At 59.5% G+C, this 11,747-nt stretch carries 11 protein-coding genes; 6 read left to right on the top strand and 5 right to left on the bottom strand.

The genetic code is table 11. The features are described from left to right. Positions 1 to 346: 346 nt before the first annotated feature. Both V7080_RS17940 and V7080_RS17935 read left to right on the top strand, forming a co-directional pair. The gene (locus V7080_RS17940) at positions 347 to 1,171 is read left to right on the top strand and encodes a MipA/OmpV family protein (protein ID WP_334189759.1); all 825 of its coding nucleotides are present in this window, start codon (positions 347 to 349) and stop codon (positions 1,169 to 1,171) included. An 18-nt stretch (positions 1,172 to 1,189) separates the two neighbouring features. After that, on the top strand, positions 1,190 to 1,936 hold the full coding sequence (locus V7080_RS17935) for a hypothetical protein (RefSeq protein ID WP_334189758.1): 747 nt from the start codon (positions 1,190 to 1,192) through the stop codon (positions 1,934 to 1,936). A gap of 16 nt (positions 1,937 to 1,952) precedes the next feature. On the opposite strand, the gene V7080_RS17930 is transcribed toward V7080_RS17935, so the two are convergent. Both V7080_RS17930 and V7080_RS25435 read right to left on the bottom strand, forming a co-directional pair. After that, complete coding sequence (locus V7080_RS17930; protein WP_334189757.1) at positions 1,953 to 2,354, bottom strand: hypothetical protein; 402 nt, start codon at positions 2,352 to 2,354, stop codon at positions 1,953 to 1,955. A 54-nt stretch (positions 2,355 to 2,408) separates the two neighbouring features. Further along, on the bottom strand, positions 2,409 to 3,203 hold the full coding sequence (locus tag V7080_RS25435) for a nuclear transport factor 2 family protein (RefSeq protein WP_442947250.1): 795 nt from the start codon (positions 3,201 to 3,203) through the stop codon (positions 2,409 to 2,411). Between the two features lie 120 nt (positions 3,204 to 3,323). On the opposite strand from V7080_RS25435, the gene V7080_RS17915 reads away from it, so the two are divergent. Next, on the top strand, positions 3,324 to 4,124 hold the full coding sequence (locus V7080_RS17915; RefSeq protein WP_334189756.1) for a helix-turn-helix domain-containing protein: 801 nt from the start codon (positions 3,324 to 3,326) through the stop codon (positions 4,122 to 4,124). 72 nt (positions 4,125 to 4,196) lie between these two features. Beyond that, the gene (locus V7080_RS17910; protein WP_334189755.1) at positions 4,197 to 4,601 is read left to right on the top strand and encodes a hypothetical protein; all 405 of its coding nucleotides are present in this window, start codon (positions 4,197 to 4,199) and stop codon (positions 4,599 to 4,601) included. Positions 4,602 to 4,779: 178 nt separating this feature from the next. On the opposite strand, the gene V7080_RS17905 is transcribed toward V7080_RS17910, so the two are convergent. After that, positions 4,780 to 4,962, bottom strand: coding sequence for a hypothetical protein (locus tag V7080_RS17905; protein ID WP_334189754.1), 183 nt, complete (start codon positions 4,960 to 4,962; stop codon positions 4,780 to 4,782). A gap of 308 nt (positions 4,963 to 5,270) precedes the next feature. On the opposite strand from V7080_RS17905, the gene V7080_RS17900 reads away from it, so the two are divergent. Together V7080_RS17900 and V7080_RS17895 are read left to right on the top strand one after the other, a co-directional pair. Then, positions 5,271 to 7,985 carry a bifunctional diguanylate cyclase/phosphodiesterase gene (locus tag V7080_RS17900; protein ID WP_334189753.1) on the top strand — a complete coding sequence of 905 codons (2,715 nt, stop codon included), beginning with the start codon at positions 5,271 to 5,273 and terminating at the stop codon, positions 7,983 to 7,985. A 101-nt stretch (positions 7,986 to 8,086) separates the two neighbouring features. Then, entirely contained in the window at positions 8,087 to 9,694 is a 1,608-nt protein-coding gene (locus tag V7080_RS17895) for a GGDEF domain-containing response regulator (protein ID WP_334189752.1), read from the top strand. Positions 9,695 to 10,036: 342 nt separating this feature from the next. Here the strand turns inward: V7080_RS17895 and V7080_RS17890 are convergent, their stop codons facing one another. Together V7080_RS17890 and V7080_RS17885 are read right to left on the bottom strand one after the other, a co-directional pair. Further along, a complete protein-coding gene (locus V7080_RS17890; RefSeq protein ID WP_334189751.1) occupies positions 10,037 to 10,429 on the bottom strand; it encodes a hypothetical protein in 393 nt (130 codons plus the stop codon). 481 nt (positions 10,430 to 10,910) lie between these two features. Then, a complete protein-coding gene (locus V7080_RS17885) occupies positions 10,911 to 11,363 on the bottom strand; it encodes a hypothetical protein (protein ID WP_334189750.1) in 453 nt (150 codons plus the stop codon). Positions 11,364 to 11,747: the final 384 nt, after the last annotated feature.

Below are 11,747 nucleotides of genomic sequence, written 5' to 3'. Positions count from 1 at the left end.
GATGGATCCTGCTCACGGCCGTCCTGCTGCTTGCGATTGCAGCGGGGCATATGGGCAAGGATGGCGGGAGCAAGGGTAACGGGAATGACGGCACACGCCGGCCGGCGCAACCGATGATGGTGGTCCCGGTACTGGGAATTCGAGGCTGACTGTGGGCCTGAATACAGGGCTGAATACGGGGCTGATGGCGGATCTTCCGTCCTGCAGCCGGTTTTGACGACACCATGGAAGCGGCTTTCGAGCACATGCCAGGAGGAAACCAATACAATACGCAGCGCATGTGCTTCGCCGCCCGGCGTGATGAAGCCCGAAGCGCTGCACGTCTCCTCCCTATCGTCTACCGGCCATGAAAAACCTGTTTCTCCTTGCCCTGCTCGGCACCTCCAGCCTCGCCCTTGCACAAACGCCCACGGCCCGTCTTATGCCGGACGGCAGCAGGGATATGTATGCCGGCATCGGCATCGTGTCCGCGCCGCGCTACAAGGGCTCCGACCGCCAGGAGACCGATCCGGTCGCCTTGGTGCAGGTGCAATGGAGCAACGGCATTTTCGTGTCCGGGCTGAGCGCCGGCATGCACCTGTCGGCCAGTCCGACGCTGGAGTTCGGTCCGCTGCTGGCCATCGAACCGGGACGCAACGCGTCCGGCGCGCAGAAGCTTTCCGGCATCGGCGGCGTCGGGATGGCCGCGCCCGGCACCGACGCGCAGCAGGCGCCGCGTTTTACGGATATCGACTCCACGCTGCAGGGCGGTGCATTTCTGAATCATTATTTCGATGAAAGCCTGCGCCTGACGAGCAGCGTGCTGTACGGTGCGGGCAACCACCACAACGGCCTGCTGCTGAATGCCGGCATACAAAAGTTCATTCAGGTGGCGCCACATCATGCAGTCACGCTATCGGCGGGCGCTACCTGGGCCAACCGCCGCTATACGCAGGACTACTTCGGCGTGGTTGCCGCGCCCGGCACGGCGCAGGACGCGGTCACCTACCGGCCCTCGGGCGGCATCCGTGACATCCAGTTCACGGTCAACTGGAACTGGGAGTTGAGCAATCTCTGGCTGCTGACATCGCAGCTGTCGCTGAACCGCCTGATGGGGCCGGCCGCGGACAGCCCGCTGACCGACCGCCGCAACAACGCCACCGTCCGTACCGGACTGGTCTATCGATTCTGACCGATCGGATCACTTACCGTGAACAATCTGCGCCTGCTGCTTTCCGCCACGCTCTACGCGACGATGCTTGCCGCGTTGCCTGCGCTCGCGGCAGGACCGGCGCCGCCGCCGGGCGTCGGCGAAGCGGCAGCGCAGGATGGTGATTGGGTAAGCTATCGCGACGCCTACCGGCAGATGATACGGTTCGATAAATACGGCAAGCCGAAGCACCTCATACAGCAGCACTACCAGGTGGCGCCGAAGGACAAAAGCGTGTCGATGGAAGGCGTGCGGCTCACGCTCGCCGGTCCGTCGACCCGGCTGAACATGGCGCTGGACGCCGTCGGCCGGGCGACGTTCCCGCTGCTGAAATCCGCCTATGACGACAATGCGCGGCTGGTGCTGAACCGCAAGGCCGAGTCGTACACGATGCAGCCGAGAATCTCGATCGTTCCGCGCGCCGACGGCATCTACGAAACGGCGGACCTGCAGGCGGCATGCGAGCAGGCGCTCAACTATCTGCGCTATATCGGCAGGGCATCGATGCAGGACCGGAAATGCGTCGGCGTCCGCTTTTCCTATGCACAGGGCACGGCGGAGTCGCCGGTGCGGTTTCGCAGCGCGGACCAGGTGCAAAAGGAAATCGCGATGGTGGAAGGCAGCGCATTTCCCGATGACGCCGCTCCCCTGTTACGAACGGCGACCTACCGCTTCTCCGAATGGCCGGAAAAGGGGCAGGTCGTGACGCAAAGCGCGCCGGTGGCGATTGCGCCGGTTTTTGACTAGGGCTTGTTTGATACGCTCAGGCCGTCGCCATCCGGGCGCGGCGCAAACCGAAATACTGCAGTTCCGCCAGCACGCCGACCGCCAGTGCCTGTCCGATCACGAAGGCATTGCCGAGCAGGGTCGGCTGCACCCAGCCTGTCAGCAGCAGCGCGATGCTGTCGACCGTCCATACCGCATTGACGATGATGACCAGCCATACCGCACGGCCCGAGATGCGTTCGCGCGTGGCGATGAAGGCGACCAGTGCGGCGAACGGCAGCAGGCTCGCGCCGGCAATCTGCATCAGCGATACCGGCAGGCCCAGCAGGGGTTCCAGCATCGATGCGCCGAAGAGCATCAGGGCGCCGGTGGCGGTGCTGGCGGCGGCGTCGGCAAGCAGGACACGGCGCAGGAAGGAAGGATGTTCGAAGAGTGACATGGCAAGCTCCTTGAGTGGGTGAGTGAAGTAGGTACAACAAATAAATCGGCGCGGTCAGGCTGTTGTCGGAGCGGCATGCGGCTGCAACCGTCCCTGCGCAAGCGCATGGATCAGCGGGTGATCGCAAAAGATGCGGTTCTCCGCCACCAGCCCGTCCCGCATGCGCACGCGATCGACGCCATTGAATTCAATGGCGCGCCCTTCATGGGTGCCGCGCGCGATCCAGTGGATGAAGACGCAATCGCCGTTGACCGCATGCTCGGCGACTTCGAGGCGGAAGTCCGGCATCGCCGCGACGAGGTCGGCGATCCGCCGGGTGTAGTCGGGAATGCCGCGCACCGGCTCCGGATTGCCGGGCCAGTAGCCAGCCACGTCCGGCGTCAGCGCACGGGGCACCACCGCCGGATCGGGCTTGTTCCAGAAGGCGGCGAAGCTCTGCACCGACCAGCCGCGCGGCCTGGCCGCTGCCGGTGTGGGCTGCGCCGGTGCGGGATCGTGGAATCCGGTGATGCTCTGCAGCAGCCCGTCGGCGACGATGGCGAAGTCGGTGCCTTCGACGCGCATGGCGCCTGTTGCATCGGTTTTCTGCGGCGACATCCTCCAGCGAAAACGCAGCCGGTCCTGCAGGCAGTCGATGTCGCCGATCCGCTCGAAGCGATGTCCGGGAAAACGCTGCTGTACGCCAGCCACCATGGCATCGATGCATTCATGCCCGTAGGCATGGGTAAGCGGGTCGAGATAGCTGGCGCTTTCGCCGAGAGTCCGCGCAATGAGCCCGCGCCGTTTCGCGGCATCGGTTTCATTCCAGATCTGCATGTACCGGTCGATCAGTGTGCTGAGATGTTCCATGGTCCGCTCCTGTGATGATCCTGTGGTGGATGAGTGACTCCATGGTTGTCCATCGGCGCGGGCAAGTCGATTACGTCGGAGGTAATGGGGTACGGTTTTCTGTTGCGCTATGATCGCCGCATGAACACAACATCCCGCCCCGTTGGAGACGTATTGCGCGAATGGCGCCAGCGCCGCCGCCTGAGCCAGCTCGACCTGGCATGCGAAGCCGATATCTCCACCCGCCATTTGAGTTTCATGGAAACCGGCCGCTCGGTGCCGAGCCGCGAGATGGTGCTGCATCTCGCCGAGCAGCTGCAGATACCGCTGCGGGAACGCAATGCGCTGCTGGTGGCTGCCGGCTATGCGCCGGTCTTTCCGCAGCGCGGGCTCGACGATCCGGCGCTGGATGCGGCGCGCAAGGCGATGGAACTGGTACTGAAGGGGCATGAGCCCTACCCGGCGCTGGCCCTCGACCGGCACTGGAACATGGTGGCCGCCAACGGTGCGGTGGCGCCCTTGCTGGCAGGCATCGATGCAGCGCTCCTGCAGCCGCCGGTGAATGTGCTGCGCCTGAGCCTTCACCCGCAAGGGCTGGCGCCGCGCATCGGCAATTACAACGAATGGCGCGCTCATCTGTTCGAGCGGCTGCGCCGGCAGATCGATATCAGCGCCGATCCGGTGCTGGTGAACTTGCTGGACGAACTCGCCGCTTACCCGGCGCCGGATGGCGCATGGGGCAAACCGCAGGCTGCCGGGGCAGACTATGCCGGCGTGGTGGTGCCGTTCCAGCTGGTCACCGACGCCGGTGTGCTGTCCTTCATCAGTACCACGACGGTGTTCGGCACGCCGATCGACGTCACGCTATCGGAACTTGCGCTGGAGACATTCTTCCCTGCCGACACCGCGACCGCCGACGCCTTGCGCCGGCTGGGCGGCTGAACCCTCCACGGCCGACAGCTTTCCGGCGCGGGCAAGTAAAATCAGCGCTTCACCCATTTGAATGCTGCCGGCATGCACGAATCAGACGACCTTCCCCAGGACCAGCCCACCGAACGTCCGTGGATTGTCCTTAACAATACCTACGACGTCGAAGCGTGGATCGACAGCTATAACCGCGACCTGCAGCGCGCGATGACGAAACCGAATGCGCGCGGCTACGGCATCTGTTTCCGCCTGGTTCATGGCGGCGAGATCTACCTGCATACCGATCAGGAAGGGAGCATCCTGCTTGATGTCACGCCGGAGGCCGAGTGGGTTTCGCCGCTGGTCGCGGCCGCGACCGGGACAGATCAGCCGCCGTCCCGGATCTGGATCCTTCCCGGCCATACGCTGACGCAGTTGATCCTCGGGCTGAGCACCCTGATCGCCACGACCAGGATCGTGGTCAGCCACGAATTCAGAACGAAACGGTTTTAAGGTTGGTTGGATAAGCCTTGCGAGAGGTACGGCGCTGCATCGGAAATTGCAGCGACGTATTGCATGGCCGGGTCCATCACCGGACTGTTGGCGAACCGGTCTGTGCAGATCACTGCAACTGCCCCAGGCGAAAAAAAACCAGCCTGATTGCTGGTCTTTTTAGATTCGCCGCAGAGGATCATTTGCCGACGTCGGGCAGTTTTTCATAGACCATGCCGTCAACGAGAGCGCCGCCGAAGATGTAGCCGAAACTGACCAGCATCAGCGACACCTTCATGAGAAATACCGCTTTCGCACCGCCGTCCATGGTCGCCCACGTCTTGCCTGGGATGGTCTTGGGTAAGGGTTGTGCCACGTTCATGCCAGTCTCCTAATGATATAAGCCGCAAGTCCTGCGGCCTGACCCACAGCATAGCCCTGTTCACGCAATTTAATTCGTCTTGTGAAAAATATAAAAATGCGGCACTGCAGCGAAACAGACGTTCAGCGCTTTGATACGAGATAACTAAACAACAATCACGTTGCACGCGCCGCAATTTCATCCGGCTTTTCGAAAATCGCAGTTTCACTGTGGTAACCTTTTCCGACCTTCACCCGCCGGCATTGTCCGCCGGCTCATTTTCAAGCGGCTATCGCCGGTTCGCCCAATGTTTCAATACAGATGACGAGATGACCAGGCAGTCTGCACACACCATTTCCAGGGAAGGGTATCGGCTTCCGCTACTGGGCCGCGTCATCAATCCGATCTTCGCATGGCCCCTGGCCGCGGTTGCTTTTTCCGGGCTGCTCTGGAGCGTGACCGAAGCACGGCTGAACCAGGCGAAAGACGCCATCCGGAAAAACAGCGAAGCCCGGGCGGATTCACTCTCGAAGATGCATGCCGAGCGCCTCGCGCGGGCTGCAGAGCAACTCGATCAGATTACCCTCAGCATCAAGTACTATTGGGAGACCTCCCACCATGGCCTGCGGCTCGACGACCAGTACCGGTACGGCCTATATCCACGATCGGACAAACTGTACGTCAGCATCTTCGACCGCAACGGCGCGCTGGTCACCACGACGGCAGGACGGGCTTTCCCGCTCGACTACAGCGAACGGCCTTGGTTCAAGGCGCACAAGGCCGTACAGGACGCGGGGCTCCTGATCGTCAAGCCGGATTTTTCGCCGCGACTGGAAAAAACCCTCATCCGCTTCACCCGCCGGCTCAACACGCCGTCCGGCGAATTCGACGGCGTCGTGTCGCTCGCGCTGGAACCGGAATACATTGCGTCGATCACGGACGAATCGCGGATGGAGAAAAGCGATTTCTTTTCGGTCAACCACCGCGACGGCACGCCGCTGTCCCTGCGCGTGGGTCATGCGGCCGCGGCCACCGCCAGCCTTTTTCATGCGCAGCCCGCCTTCGCATCCGATCAGGGAACGGCGCTTTACAAGGCCGATCATTTTCTCGACAGGAAATCACGCATCGTCGCCTGGCACGGGTTGCAGGCCTATCCGCTGGTCGTCTCCGTGGGCCTGTCGGAGCAGGACATCTTCGCGGCCCATGACAAGATGGCGCGCGATTACCGCAACATGGCCGCGGCCGGCACCGTGCTGCTGTTCCTGTTCGCCGTCACGGGAATGGCGTTCTCATCCCGGCTGGCATGGAGAAAACACCAGGCGGAGGAAGTAAAAAGCACCTACCGGCTGGCGACGGACAGCGCGCGCGAAGGCTTCTACATGGTGCGCGCACTATATGGGGAACAGCGGCACATCGTCGACTTTCAGGTTGAAGATTGCAATGAGCGCGGCGCCACCTACTACGGCACCACCCGCAACCTGCTGATCGGGGCCAAGTTCCGGGATTTCATACCGCCCAGCGACTATCTCGAAGAGGTGCTGAACATTTTCCGGCGCGCGATGGAAACCGGCTTCTATGAAGACGAATTCATGGTGTCGCCCGACAGTCCGCTGGAAGCGACATGGGTGCACCGGCGCCTGGTGCGTTCGGGTCATGGACTGGCGGTGACGCTGCGGGATATCTCCGACGCCAAGGCGCATGAGGAAGCGCTGTCGCAGCTGGCCAATGCCGATAGCGTGACCACGCTGCCGAATCGTCATTGGCTGACGCATTACCTGCCGACGGCGCTGCAGAAAGCGACCGCCTCCAACACCATGGTGGCGCTGCTGTTCGTCGACCTGGACGATTTCAAGAACATCAACGACACCCTTGGACATGCCGCCGGCGATGCGTTGCTGCAGGCGGCGGCATTGCGCCTGAAATCGGTCATCCGGCCCGGCGACAACGTCGCCCGCCTGGGCGGCGACGAATTCACCATCATCCTGGAACAGATCGAAGGCGCGGATGATGTCCGGCCGGTGGCGCACCGCGTCATCAAGACCCTCAGCGAACCGTTCGTGCTGGCCGACGGCAACAGCCACACCGTGCGCGGCTCGATCGGCATCAGCCTGTATCCGCAGGATGGCAAGGACGGACCGACGCTGCTCAAGCATGCGGATATCGCGATGTACTCGGCGAAAGCCGCCGGCAAGGCAACCTACCGCTTCTTCCTGCCGGAGTTCGCCGAAAGCCTGATGCAGCGGCTCAACAGCGAAACCGCGTTGCGCAAGGCCATCGAGCGCGATGAGTTCGTGCTGCATTACCAGCCCCGGGTGGACACCTTCAGCGGCGAGCTGCGCGGCCTGGAAGCGCTGGTACGCTGGATGCATCCGGAACGCGGCATCGTCGGCCCGCAGGAATTCATACCGATCGCCGAGCAGACCGGCCTGATCGTACGGCTGGGCGAGATGGTGATCGAGAAGGCCTGCGCCCAGCTTGCGCAATGGCGGGCGCAGGGACTGCCGGTAGTGCCGGTGTCGGTCAACGTATCGGCGCTGCAACTGATCCATGGCCGTATCGCCCAGCGGCTTGCCTCCTGCATGAACCGCTACGGCATCGATGCATCGCTGCTCGAAGTCGAGATCACCGAGTCCTGCATGATTGGCGAGGACGGCAACACCATCCGCGAGCTCGAGACGCTGGAGCACATGGGCATCAAGCTGCTGGTGGATGATTTCGGCACCGGCTATTCATCGCTGTCGCAGTTGCAGCGGCTGGACCTGGACGTCCTGAAGATCGACCGTGAATTCACGGGACGGCTTTGCAACGGCAAGGACGGCGACATGTTCTTCATGGCGATCCTGTCGATGGCGCACGTGCTCGGCATGACGGTGGTCGCCGAAGGCGTCGAGACGGAAGAACAGCTGCGCGTGCTGCAGGCACTCTCCTGCAACGAGATACAGGGCTATTACATCTCCCGGCCGGTCCCGGCGGACGACATGCCGGCGCTGATGCTGCGCCGCTTCCTTTTTCCGTCCTCGCGCCCGGTGCTGCACGTGGTATAGCGTCACGCCGTGTTGACCCGAATCGCAACAGGATACCGATTGCGCGTTGCCGCAGGACCGGCGATCCACCATAATGCGAACACATTTTTCCAAGGCAAACCATGACATCGCTGCCGCCGAACTCCACTGAAGACCGCCTGTATGTGCTGCGGACGCGCTGGGAGCGCTACGTGGCGGAAGGCCGCTTCGAGCAGTTCATTGAGTTCACCGTGGCGGTCAACACCCTGGCGGAATTCTTCAACCGCCTGCGCCTTCCCGGACTGGTGCGGCTGTGCGAAGGATTGGAAAACGCGGCGCTGGCCAAGCTCGGCGACATCTCCACCCATCCCCTCAGGCAGCAGGACATCCTCGCGCTGCAGCGCCAGATGGATACGCTGCTCGGATCGGTGGCCAACTCCCGGCTGATGCCGACCGAGCGGCGGGCGGATGAGCCGGGGCCCGGCACGCCCGACATCGACTGGATCAAGCCGCGCTCGGTATGGATGATCTCGGCGCCGGAGAAGCGCGGCATGGCCGATGCACTGAAACGCCAGCTGCAGTTCTTCGGTTTCCGGATCTTCGAGATCGATTGGGGCGGCCAGCATCTGCCGGAAGACAAGCCGCTGGCGGTGCTGTTCATTCCCACGCACGCCAGCGCCGAACCGGCCGAATTCGACTGCATCGCCACCATCCGCATGAACTGCCCGGCGAGCCAGCTGTTCTATCTCGGCGTGCAGGCGGCCATCGAGCCGATCGTCGCCCTCATGCGCGCCGGCATCGACGTCACCATCCCGGCGGAGGACCAGGCATCGATGGTGCTCAACTGCATCCTCGACCTGGTGCAGACCCATGAGCAGGAACAGTACCGGGTGCTGGTGGTGGAGGATTCCCGGGTGGCGGTAGCGCTGATCCAGCGCACGCTGGCCGAACACGACATCGATACCGAAGCCATCAGCGATCCCGGCAAGCTGCTCGATGCGCTCGAATCCTACCGCCCCGACCTCGTCCTGATGGACATGTACATGCCGCGCTTCAACGGCGTGGAAGCGACCCGGGTGCTGCGGCAGATGGCAGCCTACAATTCGCTGCCCATCGTCTACCTGTCGGGCGAATCGGATGTCGGCATGCAGGTCGAGGCGCTGCGCCTCGGCGGCGACCAGTTCCTCATCAAGCCCTTCAACCCGGTGCTGCTGGCGGCGGTGGTTAAAACACGGATCGAGCGCTTCCGCGAAACCCGCCGCTCGACCCGGCTCGACGGCCTCACCGGCCTGTTCAACCACACCGCCGCGAAATCGCGACTGCAGGCCATGGTTTCCAAGACCGAACCCCACGGCGCGCTGACGGTGGCGATGATCGATATCGACCACTTCAAGTCGATCAACGACACCTATGGCCACCCGGTCGGCGACCAGGTGATCCGGGGTCTGGCATGGCTGCTCAAGGGCAGGCTGCGCTCGATCGACCTGATCGGCCGTTATGGCGGAGAGGAATTCATCATCGCGCTGCCGGAGGTCAACCTCCAGCAGGCGAAGTCGGTGATCGAACGCATCCGGGAGGATTTTTCGGCATTGCCGCATGCCCATCCCGGCGGCGCGCTCTACGCGACCTTCAGCGCCGGGATCGCCTGTTTTCCGATGGTCGACACAGCCGCCGGCCTGACCGAAGCCGCCGACGGCGCGCTGCTGCAGGCCAAGCGAAATGGCCGAAATCGGGTGGAAAGCGCGCGCTAGTTCGAAAGGCTTTTTGCGAGAAGTCCACAACGAAGTCAGGTAGACAATAGCCCGGAACTCATTTCCAGAGTACTCGACCGCTGAACGCATGATCACCGCGTGCAACCGGCATTCTCGCGACTAGACAAACCCACAAACAGTATCGATATCGAAGTTTTCAGTCGGTCACTACACGGCTAGAGCAGCAGTGTCTAATCCAGCACTAATTCGAGAGAGAGTTCTAATGTACTGGCTACGCAATTAAAGACAGTAGAGCGTTCTAAGTCCCCGCCGTCACGAGGATGGTATTCCATGTTGATGAAATGAGTTATAAAAAACAATCGATTTACTCATTTTTTGACTTCAATTCGTCTGTAGGTTTGAAGGGCTTTTGAGTAAGGAAGTTACGCAAGCATGTAATTCGTTATCTACTGTAAAGGGGCCAAACCATCTTACTTTATCGACAAGACCGCCCCGCTGTTGGATGTAACCTTGGCTATGTTTTAAGTCAAAAAAATATATCTGGGTTGAATTTGCAAAGGGACTATTCCGATGAACGTATTGATAGTCGTGGGAAGGCGCTTCCAAAATTGTAGCGCCAGCTTTGAACCATGCAGATCCTGGACGGTATTCAATAGCTGGCAACTGTGTCACATCAAGTGTTTGTTGTGAAATGAACCGTTCAATACAGGAAGAATTATTAGACATCGCCGGCTTAAGTAACACAAGTAGCAATGCAAGTAATAGCAGGTGCATTTTTAGTCTAGGCATAGTTCCATCTAAAAGGATTATTCTTAATTTTCCGCGATCTTTGGGGCTCAGTATTTGTGCGTATAAATTAAAAGTGTTCGTTGCTCGACATATTGAAGTAGGCTCAAAGTACTGTTTAAATCCTTATCGATTGCTTAGTAGCGCGTTGTTGCTAGTCTAGCCAAGACTCGCGATTCTGTGTTGGGCTAAGGCGTTGACACGGCAAACCGATAGAACTGTCGGAGAAAACACATCGAAGCAATCGCACACGCTCCGCTTTACAATTGCCATGCCTCTTAGGCTTTGTTGAACACACTCATTAGTTGCAAAACTTTTGAAGAACCGTTTATAGATTCATGGGGTTACTACTTGGCGCATAAGCGCTGGCTTGATAAAAGTCACACCTGTATCAGACCGCGTAACCCCATCCTTTGGAATGTTTCGCAGTTAGGTCAAGTCAAAATACGCCGCTTGAACATTTCGCCCATCACTCTCCGTCACCGTAAACAAGGTAGTCACTATAGTCACTGTACAATGAAAACGTCGATCCATTAGGGAAGCTATTAGTCGTCACATTACCGTCAGGCGACGTTATAGCCCAAGTATTATTGCTACCGTCAAACGACGAGGCCACACTTCCTAAATAATTTCCATGCGGATCAAAATATGACATACCCCAGATTTCATAACCATTATTTGTATAAGCCGAGGTTCCGACTACCGAATTCCAATCGCTGGTGAAGATACCCGATATCGAAGTTCCCCAATCGCTAGGAGTTTCAATGTAACTAATGCTAGTACCATTTACTGTTGCACTATCTGTGTACGTATCCCAAGAACTATAACCAGAATCGCTATAGCCATAGTCGGTGTAACCATAGTCGGTGTAACCATAGTTACCAAAACCCCAGTCGCTAAAACCAAAATCAAATTCGAACATTTATTCTCCCTTAACAATTATTTGGATATCGTAAATTACGGCATTACTTAAAAATGATCCTTTTGATGCTTCCCTCCTACTAACAAGTCATAGAACGATTCGACATTGATGGCCCTCTACGCATTAGTCGCTCAAATCCCCCAGTTAAATTTTCAAATGAGATTAGTTCGCGTAGCGGAGTACTTAGTAAGCAGTACAAAATAATGGCTTGCCGGATTCAAAGAAATCATCCTTCCCATTTGCTCAACATTCATAACGACATTTGATGGATCAAAGTAGCGCAGGCAAATCTCTGTTTAATGCAAAATGGGCTGCAACCAAAAATCAATGGGTAATCCCCCCGGCCAAAAGAGGCGATCAGAAGTAGAATTTTCTCGTTGAGGG

The organism is Noviherbaspirillum sp. (assembly GCF_036846085.1).
Lineage (GTDB): Bacteria > Pseudomonadota > Gammaproteobacteria > Burkholderiales > Burkholderiaceae_D > Noviherbaspirillum.
The sequence above is the reverse complement of the archived record's forward strand: the minus strand, read 5'-3'. Positions and strand labels throughout refer to the sequence as shown.

Bases quoted from the DNA above. Each gene is read 5' to 3' on its own strand.
- V7080_RS17895 (WP_334189752.1), top strand. From the start codon at position 8,087: ATGACATCGCTGCCGCCGAACTCCACTGAAGACCGCCTGTATGTGCTG.
- V7080_RS17900 (WP_334189753.1), top strand. From the start codon at position 5,271: ATGACCAGGCAGTCTGCACACACCATTTCCAGGGAAGGGTATCGGCTT.
- V7080_RS17910 (WP_334189755.1), top strand. From the start codon at position 4,197: ATGCACGAATCAGACGACCTTCCCCAGGACCAGCCCACCGAACGTCCG.
- V7080_RS17890 (WP_334189751.1), bottom strand. From the start codon at position 10,429: ATGCACCTGCTATTACTTGCATTGCTACTTGTGTTACTTAAGCCGGCG.
- V7080_RS25435 (WP_442947250.1), bottom strand. From the start codon at position 3,203: ATGGAACATCTCAGCACACTGATCGACCGGTACATGCAGATCTGGAAT.
- V7080_RS17930 (WP_334189757.1), bottom strand. From the start codon at position 2,354: ATGTCACTCTTCGAACATCCTTCCTTCCTGCGCCGTGTCCTGCTTGCC.
- V7080_RS17905 (WP_334189754.1), bottom strand. From the start codon at position 4,962: ATGAACGTGGCACAACCCTTACCCAAGACCATCCCAGGCAAGACGTGG.
- V7080_RS17885 (WP_334189750.1), bottom strand. From the start codon at position 11,363: ATGTTCGAATTTGATTTTGGTTTTAGCGACTGGGGTTTTGGTAACTAT.
- V7080_RS17940 (WP_334189759.1), top strand. From the start codon at position 347: ATGAAAAACCTGTTTCTCCTTGCCCTGCTCGGCACCTCCAGCCTCGCC.
- V7080_RS17915 (WP_334189756.1), top strand. From the start codon at position 3,324: ATGAACACAACATCCCGCCCCGTTGGAGACGTATTGCGCGAATGGCGC.